13 protein-coding genes and 2 tRNA genes are annotated in these 16627 nt (G+C 70.0%); 4 read left to right on the top strand and 11 right to left on the bottom strand.

Annotation, left to right across the window (positions count from 1 at the left end; translation table 11 throughout):
* Positions 1-6 precede the first annotated feature (6 nt).
* Positions 7-1527 (bottom strand): bifunctional tetrahydrofolate synthase/dihydrofolate synthase, encoded by a 1521-nt coding sequence (gene folC, locus ACWC21_RS00780; protein ID WP_450876649.1) that lies wholly within the window; start codon positions 1525-1527, stop codon positions 7-9.
* A gap of 87 nt (positions 1528-1614) precedes the next feature.
* Positions 1615-4272, bottom strand: a complete 2658-nt coding sequence (locus tag ACWC21_RS00775) for a valine--tRNA ligase (protein ID WP_450876647.1) — start codon at positions 4270-4272, stop codon at positions 1615-1617.
* Positions 4273-4409: 137 nt separating this feature from the next.
* Between ACWC21_RS00775 and ACWC21_RS00770 the strand changes: the two genes are divergently transcribed.
* Positions 4410-5339 (top strand): hypothetical protein, encoded by a 930-nt coding sequence (locus ACWC21_RS00770; protein ID WP_450876646.1) that lies wholly within the window; start codon positions 4410-4412, stop codon positions 5337-5339.
* 377 nt (positions 5340-5716) lie between these two features.
* Positions 5717-6043: a hypothetical protein gene (locus tag ACWC21_RS00765; protein ID WP_450876644.1), complete on the top strand. Its 327-nt coding sequence runs from the start codon at positions 5717-5719 to the stop codon at positions 6041-6043.
* A gap of 106 nt (positions 6044-6149) precedes the next feature.
* Here ACWC21_RS00765 and clpX read toward each other — a convergent pair whose 3' ends face one another.
* The 5 genes from clpX to ACWC21_RS00740 all read right to left on the bottom strand — a co-directional run bounded on the left by clpX (position 6150) and on the right by ACWC21_RS00740 (position 10944).
* The gene (gene clpX / locus ACWC21_RS00760) at positions 6150-7436 is read right to left on the bottom strand and encodes an ATP-dependent Clp protease ATP-binding subunit ClpX (protein WP_450876642.1); all 1287 of its coding nucleotides are present in this window, start codon (positions 7434-7436) and stop codon (positions 6150-6152) included.
* Positions 7437-7630: 194 nt separating this feature from the next.
* The gene (locus ACWC21_RS00755) at positions 7631-8296 is read right to left on the bottom strand and encodes an ATP-dependent Clp protease proteolytic subunit (protein WP_450876640.1); all 666 of its coding nucleotides are present in this window, start codon (positions 8294-8296) and stop codon (positions 7631-7633) included.
* A 70-nt stretch (positions 8297-8366) separates the two neighbouring features.
* Entirely contained in the window at positions 8367-8972 is a 606-nt protein-coding gene (locus ACWC21_RS00750) for an ATP-dependent Clp protease proteolytic subunit (protein ID WP_450877017.1), read from the bottom strand.
* A gap of 309 nt (positions 8973-9281) precedes the next feature.
* Positions 9282-10688 carry a trigger factor gene (tig, locus tag ACWC21_RS00745; protein WP_450876638.1) on the bottom strand — a complete coding sequence of 469 codons (1407 nt, stop codon included), beginning with the start codon at positions 10686-10688 and terminating at the stop codon, positions 9282-9284.
* 179 nt (positions 10689-10867) lie between these two features.
* Positions 10868-10944 (bottom strand) — tRNA-Pro (locus tag ACWC21_RS00740).
* Between the two features lie 163 nt (positions 10945-11107).
* On the opposite strand from ACWC21_RS00740, the gene ACWC21_RS00735 reads away from it, so the two are divergent.
* Positions 11108-11178, top strand: a tRNA-Gly gene (locus tag ACWC21_RS00735).
* Between the two features lie 227 nt (positions 11179-11405).
* On the opposite strand, the gene ACWC21_RS00730 is transcribed toward ACWC21_RS00735, so the two are convergent.
* On the bottom strand, positions 11406-11600 hold the full coding sequence (locus tag ACWC21_RS00730; protein WP_388787054.1) for a hypothetical protein: 195 nt from the start codon (positions 11598-11600) through the stop codon (positions 11406-11408).
* A 433-nt stretch (positions 11601-12033) separates the two neighbouring features.
* Between ACWC21_RS00730 and ACWC21_RS00725 the strand changes: the two genes are divergently transcribed.
* On the top strand, positions 12034-13221 hold the full coding sequence (locus ACWC21_RS00725; RefSeq protein WP_450876636.1) for an acyltransferase family protein: 1188 nt from the start codon (positions 12034-12036) through the stop codon (positions 13219-13221).
* 6 nt (positions 13222-13227) lie between these two features.
* Here ACWC21_RS00725 and ACWC21_RS00720 read toward each other — a convergent pair whose 3' ends face one another.
* The 3 genes from ACWC21_RS00720 to ACWC21_RS00710 form a co-directional block, all read right to left on the bottom strand.
* Positions 13228-13677, bottom strand: a complete 450-nt coding sequence (locus tag ACWC21_RS00720) for an HD domain-containing protein (RefSeq protein ID WP_450877015.1) — start codon at positions 13675-13677, stop codon at positions 13228-13230.
* 17 nt (positions 13678-13694) lie between these two features.
* Complete coding sequence (locus tag ACWC21_RS00715) at positions 13695-16124, bottom strand: ABC transporter permease (protein WP_450876634.1); 2430 nt, start codon at positions 16122-16124, stop codon at positions 13695-13697.
* A partial coding sequence (locus ACWC21_RS00710; protein WP_450876632.1) for an ABC transporter ATP-binding protein occupies positions 16124-16627 on the bottom strand: 504 nt, incomplete at its 5' end. The genes ACWC21_RS00710 and ACWC21_RS00715, both read right to left, overlap by 1 nt.

Below are 16627 nucleotides of genomic sequence, written 5' to 3'. Positions count from 1 at the left end.
GAGCCCTCAGCCCCTTCCCAGCAGCAGCCGGGCCTCGCCGACCGTGATGACGGAACCGGTGACGAGCACGCCGCCGCCAGTGAACTCGCCCTCCTCCTCGGCCAGCGTGATCGCCGCCTCCAGCGCGTCCGGCAGCCGCGGCTCGACCTGCACCCGCTCCTCGCCGAACACCTCGACGGCGATCGCGGCCAGTTCGTCGGCGTCCATCGCCCGGTGGCTGGAGTTCTGGGTGACGACGATCTCCGCGAAGATCGGCTCGAAGGCCTCGAGGAGACCGCGCACGTTCTTGTCACCGCTGGCTCCGACCACCCCGATCAGCCGGCTGAAGTCGAACGCCTCGCCCACGGCCTCCGCGGTCACCCGGGCACCCGCCGGGTTGTGCGCGGCGTCCAGCACGACCGTCGGCGATCGCCGCACGACCTCCAGCCGCCCGGGCGAGGAAGCCGCCGCGAAGGCCTTGCGGACGGTGTCGATGTCCAGGGGCTCCGCCCGCTGGGCGCCGACCCCGAAGAACGCCTCGACCGCGGCGAGCGCGACGGCCGCGTTGTGCGCCTGGTGGGCGCCGTGCAGGGGGAGGTAGACCTCCGGGTACTCGCCGCCGAGCCCGCGCAGGGTCACCAGCTGTCCGCCGACCGCGACCTGCCGTGCCACGACCCCGAACTCGAGCCCCTCCCGGGCCACGGTCGCGTCGACCTCCACGGCCTTCTTCAGCAGCACCTGCGCCGCGTCCACCGGCTGCTGGGCCAGGATCACGGTCGCGTCCTGCTTGATGATCCCGGCCTTCTCGCCGGCGATCTCGGCGTGCGTCTCCCCGAGCCGGTCGGTGTGGTCCAGGTCGATCGGGGTGACCACGGCGACATCGCCGTCGATCACGTTCGTCGCGTCCCAGCTGCCGCCCATCCCCACCTCGACGACGGCCACGTCCACCGGCGCGTCCGCGAAGGCCGCGTACGCCATGCCGGTGAGCACCTCGAAGAAGGAGAGCCGGAACTCCTGCCGGTCGTCGACCATCTCCACGTACGGCTTGATGTCCTGGTACGTCTCGATGAACCGCTCGGCGGTGATCGGGGCGCCGTCCAGACTGATCCGCTCGGTGATCGACTGCACGTGCGGCGAGGTGTAGCGGCCGGTGCGCAGCTCGAAGGCGCCCAGCAGGGCCTCGATCATGCGGGCGGTGGAGGTCTTGCCGTTGGTCCCGGTGATGTGGATGGAGGGGTACGAGCGCTGCGGCTCGCCCAGGACGTCCATCAGCGCCGAGATCCGGCTGACGGAGGGCTCCAGCTTCGTCTCGCCCCAGCGCGTCGCCAGGTCCGCCTCGACCTCGCGCAGCGCCTTGTCGACCTCGGGGTCCTCGGGCCGCGCCGGGACGTCCGCCTCCGGCGGCCCGCCCTGGGTGCGCAGGGTGCGGCTGCCTGCCTCGATCACCGCGAGGTCGGGGTCGCGGTCGGTCTCCGCCGCGATGATCTCCTCGAAGGAGTCGAGGGGGTCGGGCTGGTCGCTGTCGTCGTGCGGGGGGAGGTCGCTCACGGGGCCAGTCTACGGAGCCCGGTGACAGAGGTGGGCGAAGGCCCCCGGAGCTGGATTTTCCGGGGGCCTTCGACGACGTACCGGGGCCTACGCCTGCGGCAGCCGCTTCAGCTGGGCGACGATCCGGGCGATGTCCTCGTCCGCCTTGGCGAGCCGCGTGCGGATCTTCTCCACCACCGGCTCCGGTGCCTTCGCCAGGAACGCCTCGTTGCCGAGCTTGGCCGTGGCCTGGGCCTTCTCCTTCTCGGCGGCGGCGAGGTCCTTGGCCAGCCGCTTGCGCTCCGCCGCCACGTCGATCGTGCCGGAGAGGTCGAGGGCGACCTCGGCGCCGGCGACCGGCAGGGTGGCCGTGGCCGTGAAGGAGTCGCCCTCCGGCTGGAGCCGCAGCAGCTGCCGGATGGCGGCCTCGTGCGGGGCGAGGGCCGTACCGTCCAGCGTCAGGCGGGCCGGGACCCGCTGACCGGGCTGGAGGCCCTGGTCGGCGCGGAAGCGGCGGACCTCGGTGATGACGGACTGGAGGGACTCGATCTCCCGCTCGGCGGCCGTGTCACGGAAGCCACCCGGTGCGTCAGCACCAGGAACGAGCACAGTCGTGGGCCACTCGGCGATGACGACCGACTCACCGCCCGTGAGGGTGGTCCACAGGGTCTCGGTGACGAACGGGACCACCGGGTGCAGCAGCTTCAGCGTGACGTCGAGGACCTCGCCGAGGACCCGCTTGCTGGCCTCGGCCGCCTCACCGCCCGCCTGGAACGTCGTCTTGGACAGCTCGACGTACCAGTCGAAGACCTCGTCCCACGCGAAGTGGAAGAGGGCGTCGGAGAGCTTCGCGAACTGGAAGTCCTCGTAGTACGCGTCGACTTCGGCGATGACGGAGTTGAGGCGGGAGAGGATCCAGCGGTCCGTCGCCGAGAGCCTGGACGCGTCCGGCAGGGGCCCCTCCACCGTCGCGCCGTTCATCAGCGCGAAGCGGGTCGCGTTCCAGATCTTGTTGGCGAAGTTGCGGGAGCCCTGGACCCACGCCTCGCCGATCGGCACGTCGACGCCGGGGTTGGCGCCGCGCGCGAGGGTGAAGCGCAGCGCGTCGGAGCCGTACTCGTCCATCCAGTCCAGCGGGTTGACCGCGTTGCCGAAGGACTTCGACATCTTCTTGCCGAACTGGTCGCGGACCATGCCGTGCAGGGCGATGGTGTGGAACGGCGGGGTGCCGTCCATCGCGTAGAGGCCGAACATCATCATCCGGGCGACCCAGAAGAAGAGGATGTCGTAGCCGGTGACCAGGACGGAGTTCGGATAGAACTTCGCGAGGCTCTCGGTCTGTTCGGGCCAGCCGAGCGTGGAGAAGGGCCACAGGCCGGAGGAGAACCAGGTGTCGAGGACGTCCGTGTCCTGCTTCCAGCCCTCCGCCTCGGTGCCGGGCGGCTCCTCGTCGGGGCCGACGCAGACGACCTCGCCGTTCGGGCCGTACCAGACCGGGATCCGGTGGCCCCACCACAACTGCCGCGAGATGCACCAGTCGTGGAGGTTGTCGACCCAGTCGAAGTACCGCTTCTCCATCTCCTGCGGATGGATCTTGACCTTGCCCTCGCGGACGGCGTCACCGGCGGCCTTCGCCAGCGGGCCGACCTTGACCCACCACTGCATGGACAGCCGCGGCTCGATGGTGGTCTTGCAGCGGGAGCAGTGGCCGACGCTGTGGACGTAGGGCCGCTTCTCGGCGACGATCCGGCCCTCGGCGCGCAGCGCGGCGACGATGGCGGAGCGGGCCTCGAGCCGGTCCAGGCCCTGGAAGGGGCCGTGGGCCGTGATGACCGCGTGCTCGTCCATGACGGTCAGGGACGGCAGGTCGTGGCGCTGGCCGATCTCGAAGTCGTTCGGGTCGTGGGCCGGGGTGACCTTGACCGCGCCGGTGCCGAACTCGGGGTCGACGTGCTCGTCCGCGACGACCGGGATGGAGCGGTCGGTCAGCGGCAGCCTGATGAGCTTGCCGACCAGGTGCTTGTACCGCTCGTCCTCGGGGTGGACGGCGACGGCGGTGTCACCGAGCATCGTCTCGGCACGGGTGGTGGCGACGACGATGGTGTCGTCGCCCTCGCCGTACTTCATGGAGACGAGCTCGCCGTCGTCGTCCTGGTACTCGACCTCGATGTCCGAGATGGCCGTCAGACACCGGGGGCACCAGTTGATGATGCGCTCGGCGCGGTAGATCAGCTCGTCGTCGTAGAGCCGCTTGAAGATGGTCTGGACGGCCTGGGACAGCCCCTCGTCCATGGTGAACCGCTCACGCGACCAGGCGACACCGTCTCCCAGGCGCCGCATCTGCCCGCTGATCTGCCCGCCGGACTCGGCCTTCCACTGCCAGACCCGCTCGACGAAGGCCTCCCGGCCGAGGTCGTGCCGGGACTTGCCCTCCTTGCCCAGCTCGCGCTCGACGACGTTCTGCGTGGCGATGCCGGCGTGGTCCATGCCCGGCTGCCACAGCGTCTCGTAACCCTGCATGCGCTTGCGCCGCGTGAGGGCGTCGATGAGCGTGTGCTCGAAGGCGTGCCCGAGGTGCAGGCTGCCGGTGACGTTCGGGGGCGGGATGACGATGGTGTACGGAGGCTTGTCGCTCTTCGCGTCGGCCTCGAAGTAACCGCGCTCTACCCAGCGCTCGTACAGCGGCCCCTCTACATCGGCCGGCGCGTACTGGGTCGGCAGTTCGGTGTCGGGCGCTGGTGGCTGCTGCTGAGCGTTCTCGGTCACGGGGTCAGTTTAGAGGCGTCACGGGGTGGTCCCGAAACGCGTTTGTTCTGTAACGGTGGGGGCCCCGATGCGGTGTGCCTCCGGCGGCTGGGCCAGGATGTCAGGAACACATAAGCAGTCTGGAGGGGAACCCAGAAATGAGTCACAACCAGCCGGGCCCGTACGGCCAGCCGCCCCAGCAGCCTGGACCGTACGGCCAGCAGGGGCAGCCTGGACCTTACGGCCAGCCGGGGCCCTACGGCCAGCCGCCGCAGACCCCCCAGCCCGGCTACGGCTACCCCCAGCAGGCCCCTCCGGCCCAGCCCGGGTACGGCTACCCGCAGCAGGGTGCGCCGCAGCAGCCGAACCCCTACGGCCAGCAGCCGTACGGCCAGCAGCCCTACCCCACCGTCCCGCAGCCGCCCGTGCCCGAGGGCGGCAGGAAGAAGACGGGCCTGATCATCGGCGGCGTGGCGGTCGTGGCCGCGATCGCGGTGGGCGCGGCCTTCCTGCTCAGCGGGAACAGCGGCTCGGACGTCGCGGACGACGGCCCGCACAAGCTGACGACGCCGGCCACGATCCTCGGCGGCGAGTACAAGAAGGCCGACTCCGGCATCGGAAAGATGAGCAACAGCGACCTCAAGGACGCGGAGTCGTGGGGCGTCCACAACCCCAAGGACGTCAGCGCGGGCTACTCCTCGGGGTCCGGCGCCACCGTGAAGCAACTGCTGTTTTCCGGTGTGTACGGGACGATCGACGACCCGGAGGCCGTTGTGGACGCCATGCTCGCCCAGATGAGGAAGGAGTCCGAGAAGAGCTCCGACTCCTCGGACGGCAAGTTCGTGGGCAGCCCCGAGAAGGTCAGTCCTTCCGGCTTCTCCAACGGCGTCATGAAGTGCCAGTACCTCGAGGGCAAAGACTCAGGCAAGACCACCAAGATGCCGTTCTGCGTCTGGGGCGACCGCAGCACCATCGCCTACGTGTTCTCGTACGACGTCGCGAGCGTGGTCGCGGGTAAGACCACCCCACTTGCGGACGCCGCCGACCTGGCCGCCAAGGTCCGCAACGACGTACGCGCCAAGGCCTGACGCCGCCAGTCGTCTCAGGAAAGGGCCCCGGTCAAGCGGCCCTTTCCCGCGCCTCATGCACGCAACCGGAGGCGCCATCAGGAAGCAGCACGAGGGCGCGTACGCATCGCACGAAGGCCTCGCACCCGGCAAGGGAAATCAGCCAGATCGGCATCTGCAGCAAGCACCCGTCTCCCCCTCGGCCGGACGGCTCACCACAGTGCTCTGCGCAGTAGGTGCCGGTCCGCCCGGTTCCCACACCCTGTCTCCACTGATGAGCATGCCCCCGCACAACAGAGCATTCCAGCCAAGAGCCACACAATTCCATCCGCACACACGACCGAATTATGTTTGTCTTGTCCGCGTCAGAAAGGGCTCCACGGAACAGAGGAGTTGCTATGAGATCACTGCGGGTGGGCCAGGCGCTGGCAGCGGCGGGCTTCACGGCGGCCGCCGTCCTCGTACCGGTCGCAGCGGCCACGCCGGCGGCAGCGGCCACACCGGCGGCAGCGGCCACACCGGCGGCAGCGGCCAGTTACTACAGCGGCTGCACCAATTATGTGGCGGCCCACGGCTATGTGGTGGGCCCCAAGGTGAAGGGCGCCTGTTCGAACAAGGCCCTTCATTTGGCGGGCTGGTCCCCGAACCCTTATTGCTGGGGAGGGCTCGTCGAGATCGGGGTCGAGAACGGGATCGCTTCCGAGGCCTGCATCCGCGCCCACTGACCCACCTGCCGCCGAACGGACCCGCGGGACCGGAAATGATGCGGAAAGGCCGCCACCTCGTAAGAGGTGGCGGCCTTTCCGCATCAGGGGGCGATGCCCCGGGCTCTTACGCCGTCTTCTGCTCGCCGGAGCCCCGCCCCCGGGCGTCCCGGGGGATCAGGGTCGGGTTGACGTTGGAGTGGACGACGTCCGGGGTGATGACGACGCGGGCGACGTCCTTGCGGGAGGGCACCTCGTACATCACCGACATGAGGACCTCCTCCATGATGGCGCGCAGGCCGCGGGCGCCGGTCTGGCGGAGGATGGCCTGGTCGGCGATGGCCTCGAGGGCCTCGCGTTCGAAGTCGAGTTCCACGCCGTCGAGTTCGAAGAGGCGCTGGTACTGCTTCACCAGGGCGTTGCGGGGCTCGACCAGGATCTGGAGCAGGGCCTCCCGGTCGAGGTTGTGGACCGAGGTGATCACGGGGAGACGGCCGATGAACTCGGGGATCATGCCGAACTTGACCAGGTCCTCCGGCATGACGTCCTCGAAGACGTCCTTGGCCTCCAGCTCGCGCTTGGAGCGGATCGTCGCGCCGAAGCCGATGCCCTTCGCGCCCGCCCTGGACTCGATGATCTTGTCCAGGCCGGCGAAGGCGCCGCCCACGATGAACAGGACGTTCGTCGTGTCGATCTGGATGAACTCCTGGTGGGGGTGCTTGCGGCCACCCTGGGGAGGGACGGAGGCGGTGGTGCCCTCGAGGATCTTCAGCAGCGCCTGCTGGACGCCCTCGCCCGAGACATCACGGGTGATCGACGGGTTCTCGCTCTTCCGGGCCACCTTGTCGATCTCGTCGATGTAGATGATCCCGGTCTCGGCCTTCTTGACGTCGTAGTCCGCCGCCTGGATCAGCTTGAGGAGGATGTTCTCGACGTCCTCGCCGACGTACCCCGCCTCCGTGAGCGCGGTCGCGTCGGCGATCGCGAACGGGACGTTCAGCATGCGGGCCAGGGTCTGGGCGAGCAGCGTCTTGCCCGACCCGGTGGGGCCCAGCAGGAGGATGTTGGACTTCGCCAGCTCGATGGCGTCGTCCCGGCTCTGCGCGCCGCCGTTCTCACCGGCCTGGACCCGCTTGTAGTGGTTGTACACCGCGACCGAGAGCGCCTTCTTGGCGGCCTCCTGCCCGACCACGTACCCCTCGAGGAACTCGTAGATCTCGCGGGGCTTCGGGAGCTCCTCCCAGCGCACCTCGCTGGTCTCCGCGAGCTCCTCCTCGATGATCTCGTTGCAGAGGTCGATGCACTCGTCGCAGATGTACACACCGGGCCCTGCGATGAGCTTCTTGACCTGCTTCTGGCTCTTGCCGCAGAACGAGCACTTGAGCAGATCGCCGCCGTCACCGATGCGTGCCACGGTGTGCTTCCCCTTCGCCTGGGAGACGCCTGGACGCTACGAGTCCAGCGGCTCCTGGTGCTGCCTTATATCCGACGGTACCTTGCCGGGCCCCTCGTTCGGGCCCCCCTTGGCACGGTTCACTTTGACGTGCACCTTGCCGCGCACACGGTCAAACCGTGCCAAGGACGGCAGACGACAACATCGCGCCCGCGTCAGCGGACGGATTCGTTGTTCATCTTCCGGGTCGAGATGATCTGGTCGACGATGCCGTAATCCAGCGCTTCCTCGGCCGTGAGGATCTTGTCGCGCTCGATGTCCTCGCGGACCTGCTCGAGCCCCCGGTTGGAGTGCTTGGCCAGCATGTTCTCCAGCTGCTCACGCATCCGGGTGAACTCGTTGGCGATGATCTCCAGGTCGGAGAGCTGCCCGCGGCCGGTGGAGCCGGCCGGCTGGTGGATGAGCACGCGGGAGTTCGGCAGCGCCATGCGCTTGCCCGGCGTACCGGCGGCGAGCAGGATGGCCGCGGCGGAGGCCGCCTGGCCCATGCAGACCGTCTGGATGTCCGGCTTCACGAACTGCATCGTGTCGTAGATCGCCGTGAGGGCGGTCATGTCGCCGCCGGGGCTGTTGATGTAGATCGAGATGTCCCGGTCGGGGTCCATCGACTCCAGGCACAGCAGCTGCGCCATGACGTCGTTGGCGGAGGCGTCGTCGATCTGGACGCCGAGGAAGATCACGCGCTCCTCGAAGAGCTTCGCGTACGGGTCGTACTCGCGGACGCCCTGGGAGGTGCGCTCGACGAAACGCGGGATCACATAGCGGCCCTCGGGGCGCGGCCCGTCGTACAGGCCGCTCGCGGCGCCGGGGAAGTTGCTCATGGGGGTGTTCACCGTCCTGGTGGCGTTCTGGGGGCTGGAGTATCGGCGGTGCGTGGCGAAGCCGGACCGGTCAGGCACCGGTGCCGCCGCCTCCCGGAATACCCGAGGCGTTCGTGATGATCTCGTCGATGAGACCGTACTCCTTGGCCTCTTCGGGGGTGAACCAGCGGTCGCGGTCGGCGTCGCGGAGGATCGTCTCGACCGACTGGCCGGAGTGCAGCGCGGTCAGCTCGGTCATGGTCTTCTTGGTGCGCAGCAGGTACTGGGCCTGGATCTTGATGTCCGAGACCGTACCGCCGAGGCCCGCGGAGCCCTGGTGCATCATGATGTCCGTGTGCGGCAGGGCGAAGCGCTTGCCGGCGGTGCCGCCGGTGAGCAGGAACTGCCCCATCGAGGCCGCCATGCCCATGCCGATCGTGACCACGTCGTTCGGGATGTACTGCATGGTGTCGTAGATCGCCATGCCGGCCGTCACCGAGCCGCCGGGGCTGTTGATGTAGAGGTAGATGTCCTTGTCCGGGTCCGCGGCAAGGAGCAGCAGCTGTGCGGTGATCTTGTTGGCGATGTCGTCGTCAACCTGCTGGCCGAGGAAGATGATCCGCTCGCCGAGCAGCCGGTTGTAGACCTGGTCACCGAGGCCACCACCGATGGAAGGCTCGCCGGCGGCGGAGGGCATCAGATTCGTCACGTATCCACCTGCTCGTCTTTACGACGGCGCCGGGCCGTCTCACGTGTTCCCGTCCGGGGGCTTGCCCGGGGACTCCAGTCCCCTTGCCCTCGTACTCATGGACCCTAACGCGCTGGTCCCTTCGGGGAATCCCGGAGATGTGGGTGTTCGCCGGGGGCGTAGCGGAGACCTCCGGCGGATCGGCGGGGGCGGCGGCCGTGGGAAGCGGTGCGGGGTACGGCCTCCAGGCAGGCGAACGGGCCCCGGGGAACGATGTCCCCGGGGCCCGTTCCGAGTGCTTCGGAGGCGCCGTAGGGCTCAGCCCTCGGTCTTCTCCTCGGCGGCCGGAGCCTCAGCGGCCTCAGCGGCCTCGGCGGCCGGAGCCTCGGCGGCCTCGGCCGTCTCGGTCTCCTCCTCGTCGTCCAGGTCGACGATCTCGCCGTTGGTGTCCTTCACCGTGGCGGCCTCGACCACGACGGCCAGGGCCTTGCCGCGGGCGACCTCGCCGACGAGGAGGGGCACCTGGCCACCCTCGACGACGGCCTGGGCGAACTGGTCGGGGGACATGCCGGAGGAGGCCGCACGCCGCATGAGGTGCTCGGTGAGCTCCTCCTGGTTGACGTTGAGCTTCTCCACCTTGACCAGCTCGTCGAGGACGAACTGGGTCTTGATGCCCTTGACCGCGGCCTCGCGGGTCTCGGTCTCGAACTCCTCGGCGGTCTTGCCCTGGAGCTCCAGGTACTTGTCGAGGGTGAGGCCCATCTGGCCGAGCTGGTGGTGCTCGAGGTTGTGCTTACGGGTGTTGATCTCGTCCTCGAGCAGCTTCTCGGGGACGGGCACCTCGACGAGCTCCAGCAGCTTGTCCAGGACGCGCTCCTGCGCCTGGGTGGCCTGGTCGTACTGCTTGGTGTCGGCCAGCCGCTTGCGGCTGTCGGCCTTCAGCTCCTCCAGCGTGTCGAACTCGGAGGCGAGCTGCGCGAAGTCGTCGTCCAGCTCGGGCAGTTCGCGGGCGGCGACCTGGGTGACCTTGACGGTGACCTCGGCCTCCTTGCCCGCGGCGGAGCCGCCCTTGAGCTCGGAGGTGAAGGTGGCCTCCTCGCCGGCCGACAGGCCCTTGACGGCGTCGTCGATGCCGTCCAGCAGCTCGCCGGAGCCGATCGTGTAGGAAACGCCCTCGGCGACGCCGTCCTCGAGGACCTCGCCGTCGACCTTGGCCTGCAGGTCGATGGTCACGACGTCACCGTCCTCGGCGGCGCGCTCGACCGGGGAGGTGGAGGCGAAGCGCTCGCGCAGCTGCTCGACCGCCTTCTCCACGTCCTCGTCGCTCACCTCGACGGCGTCGACCTCGACCTCGATGCCGGAGTAGTCCGGGATCTCGAGGGCCGGGCGGATGTCGACCTCGGCGGTGAAGTTCAGCGTCTCGCCGTCCTTCAGCTCCGTGATGTCGACCTCGGGCTGGCCCAGCGGGCTGAGCTCGGCCTCGTTGACCGCCTCGGTGTAGAACTTCGGCAGCGCGTCGTTGACGGCCTCCTCCAGCACCGCACCGCGGCCGAACCGCTGGTCGATGACGCGGGCCGGGATCTTGCCCTTGCGGAAGCCCTTCACCGTGACCTGCTGGTTGATCTTCTTGTACGCCGCGTCGAGGCTGTCCTTGAGCTCCTCGAAGGGCACCTCGACAGTGAGCCGAACCCGGGTCGGGTTCAGGGTCTCCACGGCGCTCTTCACGGTTCGGTCTCCTTGTGGCTGACTTCTTGGGTTCTGCCGGAGCCAGACAGGTCCGGCGGATCACGCCGCCCGAAGGAGTTCGTAGGCCGAGTGGGCCGGGACACACGGGGGCGCAGCTTGCATAGTAACCGCGACCGGTCGGCGCCCCAAAAGGCGATCATCACGGTGGCATGAGTCGGTGGTCGGGGTGGCGGGATTTGAACCCACGGCCTTCCGCTCCCAAAGCGGACGCGCTACCAAGCTGCGCCACACCCCGTCTGGTGCGACACGTAGGGTACATCCCGGAGCCGGAGGCGTCGGCCACTTTCCCGGACGATCACCCCCGGGGACGGACCCGCGGCCCAACCCGTTCGCCCGTACGGCATGCGACCCGCTACGATGCCTTCTGTGCCGCGGTCCCGGGACCACGGCGCACGCATGCGGGCGTAGCTCAATGGTAGAGCCCTAGTCTTCCAAACTAGCTACGCGGGTTCGATTCCCGTCGCCCGCTCTGCACGGCTCAGGGCCAGGCGGAGGATGATTCCCCCGTCTGGCCCTGATCGCTTTCCGGGACTCCGACCGGACCACATGGGCACATGGGCCTGCCGCGGCCGAGCCGGGACAGGCCCCCGGGGACTGCGGCCAGGGCGCGGCGGTCGCGCCGATGACCACCGGTCCCGCGGGCCGACGGGGGCCGGGGCCGAGGGCCGACACCGAGGGCCGGGGCCGGGGGCCGGGTCAGAAGCGGATGGAGTTGATCGAGTCCGCTATCGAGTTCAGGAACCGCTGGATGGACGGAGCCATCCCGGTCGAGGCCAGGAAGAAGCCGAACAGCACCGCGACGATCGCGGGGCCGGCCTTGATGTTCCCCCCTCTGATCAGCACCACAAGGATGATCGCCAACAGCAGCACCACAGACAGTGAAATGGCCACAACTGATCACGCCCTCGGTCGGTCCGCACTCCCGCAACCATCGTGCCACCAACCGGCCCGGCCTATGCGGCACGTGACACAACGTTGGCCCGGGTGTCGCCAAGTGCGGTCCGCCGCACAGTAATTCGACGCTCCACCCGCACGTGCGCCCACCGGTTTCCCACAGGAAATTACACAACTTCGTTTCCCTGGCCACACATCCCGTGCGCAGGTAATTCGAATTGTTGAGGCAGAGACACCCTTATGCACCAATTCGTCGGGATGAATCGGGACATTGAGACCGAGTGGATCCCCACGCCGACTGATCGGTGTGCCCGCCGTCACGCTGCCGGACATGTCAACTCCGGGTAATCCGGGGGTACCAGCAGTCCGTTAACCAGGAATGACTCACGGGGTTTTACGGAATCGCACAACCGACGCTAGGGTGCCTCAGATGTTTGACGCCGCCTCGTCCCACGGCCAGCACCGAAGGCCGCTCCCCCCGGCACAGCCACCGGCGGACGGAGTGCCAAGTCCGCGTACCCCCAAGGGCGCAGGACAGTCCGAGCAGGCGGACAGATCCGGCAAAACGCGCGACGCGTTCTTCGACAACGCCAAGTACCTGGCGATCGTGCTGGTCGCCATGGGCCACTCGTGGGAGCCCCTGAAGAGCGACAGCCGGATCCTCGAGGCCCTGTACACGGTCGTGTACACGTTCCACATGCCGGCGTTCATCATCATCTCCGGCTTCTTCTCGCGCAGTTTCGACATGCGCCCCGACCGGCTGAAGCGGCTGATCACGGGCGTCGCCGTGCCGTACGTCGTTTTCGAGACCGCCTACTCGCTCTTCAAGCGGTACGTCGAGCACTCCCCCGGCCAGGAGATCAGCCTCCTCGACCCCTGGTACCTGACCTGGTTCCTGTGCGCCCTGTTCGTGTGGCGGCTGACCACGCCCATCTGGAAGCTGGTCCGCTGGCCGCTCCCGGTCGCGCTCGGCATCGCCATGCTGGCCTCCGTCAGCCCGAGCATCGGCGACGACCTGGACCTGCAGCGCGTGCTGCAGTTCCTGCCGTACTTCGTGCTGGGCCTGTGCATGAAGCCCGAGCACTTCCAGCTGGTGCGCCGCCGCTGGGTCCGGGCCGCCGCCGTGCCGGTGTTCGCGGCCGCGCTGGTGTTCGGCTGGTGGGCGGTGCCCCGTATGAACACCGCCTGGTTCTACCACCGGGACTCGGCGCAGGAGCTGGGCGGTCCGTGGTGGTCGGGCCCGGTCATGGCGGTCGCGATGTTCGGCTGCTCCATGCTGCTGACCGCCTGCTTCTTCGCCTGGGTGCCGCGCCGCAAGATGTGGTTCACCACGCTGGGCGCGGGCACGCTGTACGGCTACCTGCTGCACGGCTTCCTGGTGAAGTACGCCGACTACCGGGGCTGGCTCGACCACCCGGCGTTCCACCACCCGCTCGGCGAGATCCTGGTGACCGCCGTCGCGGCCACCGCCGTCACGCTGCTGTGCACCGCCCCGGTGCGGCGCGTGTTCCGCTTCGCCATGGAGCCGAAGATGGACTGGGCGTTCAAGCAGGACGCCGCGGAACTCGCCCGCGGACGCCAGCAGAAGGAACGCGAACGCGAGAAGGTCAGCGCCTAGCCTCCGTCATTCCCCCGGCATTCCCCCGAGACCGAGGAGTGCGCGCATCCGCGTGTACTTCTCGGTCAGTCGTTTCCGGGTCCCCTCGTCCAGTACGGCCAGCCGGTCCGGGTCGGCGTTGTGGGCGAGGTCGGCCTCCTTCACCAGCAGCGCGCCGGGCGTGGCGAGGATGCGCCGCGCGTACGCCCGGGGCTCCTCCCCCGCCTGCTTGGTGACGGCCAGCACGATGTCCTTCGTACGGGGGCTCAGCGCGGCCCCCGCCAGCCACCGGGCGGAGAGGGCGTCGTCCTCGACCGCGTCGTGCAGCCAGCCCGCCGCGATCTGCGCCTCGTCGCCGCCCCGGCTGCGCACCCCCTCCGCGACGGCCCGCAGGTGCTCGGCGTACGGCCGCCCCGCCTTGTCGGTCTGCCCGGCGTGGGCGGCACACGCGAGGGCCTCGACCTCGGCCAGGGTCATCAGGGGCTGCGTCTCGGTCACTCTCCCAGTGTCTCCCGGCGCAACGCGGCCCGGGCCGGAAGGGCCGCCGCGCCCAGCCCGAGCAGCAGGACCCCACCCGCGAACGCCCCGTACAGACGCGGCGGTATGTACGGCCCCTGCCCCGTCAGCCCGTTCATCATCGGCACGAGCGTGGCCAGCGCGATCGCAGTGCCCAGGGCGATGCCGGCGACGGCGACCAGGAGCGCCTCCCAGCGGATCATGCGCAGGATCTGCCGGCGGGTCGAGCCGATGAGCCGGAGCGTGCCGAGTTCCCGGCGGCGGTCGAGGACCGTCATCACCAGGGTGTTGCCGGCGGCCACGGCCGCGAACCCGCCGAGCACGCCCGCCATCACCGCGTTGGCCCAGGCGTTCAGCTCCCGGTCCAGCGACCGGGCGGTGGCGTACCCGCCGCGGTCCAGCACCGTCCCCAGGGGCGCCAGCGCCCGTGCCGTACCGCCCTTCGTCCACAGCTCGGTGTCGAAGGACGAGGTGACGTGACCGGCCAGCGCGGCACGGCCGAGGGTGATCTGTGCGAGCCCCATGCCGCGCGCGTACGTCGCCACGACCAGCGGCTTGGCCCTGGTCCCGTCGGGCAGGTAGAGGCGCACCCGGTCGCCGACCCCGACGTGCGCGTTCCGCGCGAGGGACGCGTCCAGTGCCACCTCGCCGGGCCGCAGGGACAGCCGTCCGCGCCGTACACCCAGGTCCTGTACGGCGGCCAGGTCCCGCACCGGCCCGGTGACCCCCTGCGCGCTCGCGGACTCCAGCGAGCCGGAGACCGGCACGAGCACGGATGTCTTCAGCAGGCCGACGGCGGCGGTGACTCCTGGGGTGTCATGGGCCCGCCGTACGGCGTCGGGGGCGAGACCCGGATCGGCGGTCACGATGTGGTCGGCGGTGATGCCGGCCCGCTGCTGCTCGCCGGTCACCTTCTCCTCGCTGGTGTGCATGAACACGAGCACCGAGGAGAAGGCCATCGCCAGCACGATCGGCGTGATCGCGGAGGCCAGTCGGCGGGCGTTGGTACGGGAGTTGGCGGCGGCCAGCGAGCCGGACGCCCCCGCGCCCCGCAGCAGCAGCCCGAACAGGGCCGCGCACATCCGGGCGAGCAGCGGCCCGAGCAGCGCCACGGCCAGCATGAACAGCACGACGACACCGAGGGCGGTGTTGGCCGCGTCCTCCCCGTCGAGCGAGGAGGCCAGCCCCGCGCAGAGGAACCCCCCGACGGCGGCGGCGATCCCGAGCGGCGTACGGATCCACCCGATCCGCAGCCGCTCCACGGACGCCTCGCCGAGCGCCTGCCCCGGCTTGATCCGGGAGCTGCGGCGGGCGGCCGCGTATCCGGCGCACAGAGCGGTGACCAGCACCGCGCCGACCGCGCTGACCAGCGGGATCCAGCCCACCGCGAGATCGACGGCTCTCGGGATCGCCCCCTTGTCCTGAAGCTGCCCGAACCACCACCGGGCCAGGACGATCCCCGGCAGACAGCCGATCCCGGCCGCGAGCGGTGCGACGAGCAGGGCCTCGGTGGCGATGGTGCGGCGGATCTGGCGCGGAGTGGTGCCGATGGCCCGCAACAGGGCGAACTCCCGGGCGCGTTGACCGACGGCCAGCGCGACGGTCCCGGCGGCGGTGAACATCGCGACCAGGGTGGCGACACCGCCGAAGGAGCCGCCGAGTCCGATGAGCAGCTCACGGGCCTCGCTGAGCGAGGGGTCCTCGACGGCACCGCGGTCCGCTCCGGTGTGTACGAGGGCCCGGTGCCCGAGGGCATGCGCTACCTGCGCCTTGAGGACGGCCGGGGTGACGCCGCGCTTCGGCAGTACGACGACGGCGTCCACCCGGCCCGGGTGGCCGGAGACACGCAGGGCGTCGGCCTCGGCGAACCAGGCGGTCGCCGCCGGGGCCCGGGTGAGGCCGGAGACACGGTAGGGGCGGGGTCCGTCGGGGGTGGTGAGGGTGACACGGTCGCCGACGGTGCCGTGGCTCAGTACGACCTCTCCCGGCCCGGGTGCGCGCCCCGCGGCGAGACGCTCGGCGGTGAACGCGGTGGAAGCCCAGTTGTGGGCGGTGAGCGGGGTGCCGTGCGGGCCGCGCACGGGGAAGGTGAGGTCGGCGACGGCCGTGCGGGCGCCCGGCGCGGAGGCGGCCCGCGCCACCAGGGAGGCGTCGAGGCGGGCGCGGTCCGGGAGCGGCTCGGCGTCGTTGTCGTCCCCGTGATCGGGCCGCGCGCTCTGGTCGGCGGCGGCGACCACGGGGGCGTGGGCGTAGCGGACCGGCGGCACCGTGGCCCGTATGCCCGTCTCCAGCAGGATGCCGCAGGCCGCGACGATCATCGCGGCCAGTACGAAGGCGACGAAGGTGCCCGCGAACGCGGCGGGACGGAAGCGGACGGCGGCGCGGGCGAGGCCGTTGGAGACGGCCATCAGGCGGCCGCTTCCGCGCGGGAGGGGCGGGCGGTGAGCTCGGCCATTCGGGCGGCGATCCGGGCGGCCGGGGCGCGGTCGAGGTGGTCGACGATCTCGCCGTCGGCCAGGAACAGCACACGGTCCGCCCACGCGGCGGCCGACGGGTCGTGGGTGACCATCACCACCGTGGCGCCCTGCGCGTCGACGGCGTCCCGCAGGAGGGCCAGGATCTCGGCGGCGGTGGTGGTGTCCAGGGCGCCGGTCGGCTCGTCGGCGAAGACCACGTCCGGGCGGGCGATGAGTGCCCGGGCGATCGCCACGCGCTGCTGCTGGCCTCCGGAGAGCTGGCCCGGCCGGCGGCGGGCCTTGTCGGCGATGCCGACCTGGGCGAGGACCTCGGCGGCGCGGCGGCGGTCGGGGCGGTGGCCGGCGAGACGGGTCGGCAGGACGACGTTCTGCTCGACCGTGAGGGAGGGCAGCAGGTTGAACGCCTGGAAGACGAAGCCGAGACGGGTACGGCG

The sequence above is a fragment of the Streptomyces sp. NPDC001348 genome (assembly GCF_053597535.1).
The sequence above is the reverse complement of the archived record's forward strand: the minus strand, read 5'-3'. Positions and strand labels throughout refer to the sequence as shown.

Excerpts from the sequence above, each read along its gene's own strand:
- ACWC21_RS00720 (WP_450877015.1), bottom strand. The coding sequence starts at position 13,677 with ATGACCCTGGCCGAGGTCGAGGCCCTCGCGTGTGCCGCCCACGCCGGG.
- ACWC21_RS00765 (WP_450876644.1), top strand. The coding sequence starts at position 5,717 with ATGAGATCACTGCGGGTGGGCCAGGCGCTGGCAGCGGCGGGCTTCACG.
- ACWC21_RS00725 (WP_450876636.1), top strand. The coding sequence starts at position 12,034 with ATGTTTGACGCCGCCTCGTCCCACGGCCAGCACCGAAGGCCGCTCCCC.
- ACWC21_RS00750 (WP_450877017.1), bottom strand. The coding sequence starts at position 8,972 with ATGCCCTCCGCCGCCGGCGAGCCTTCCATCGGTGGTGGCCTCGGTGAC.
- ACWC21_RS00755 (WP_450876640.1), bottom strand. The coding sequence starts at position 8,296 with ATGAGCAACTTCCCCGGCGCCGCGAGCGGCCTGTACGACGGGCCGCGC.
- ACWC21_RS00770 (WP_450876646.1), top strand. The coding sequence starts at position 4,410 with ATGAGTCACAACCAGCCGGGCCCGTACGGCCAGCCGCCCCAGCAGCCT.
- ACWC21_RS00715 (WP_450876634.1), bottom strand. The coding sequence starts at position 16,124 with ATGGCCGTCTCCAACGGCCTCGCCCGCGCCGCCGTCCGCTTCCGTCCC.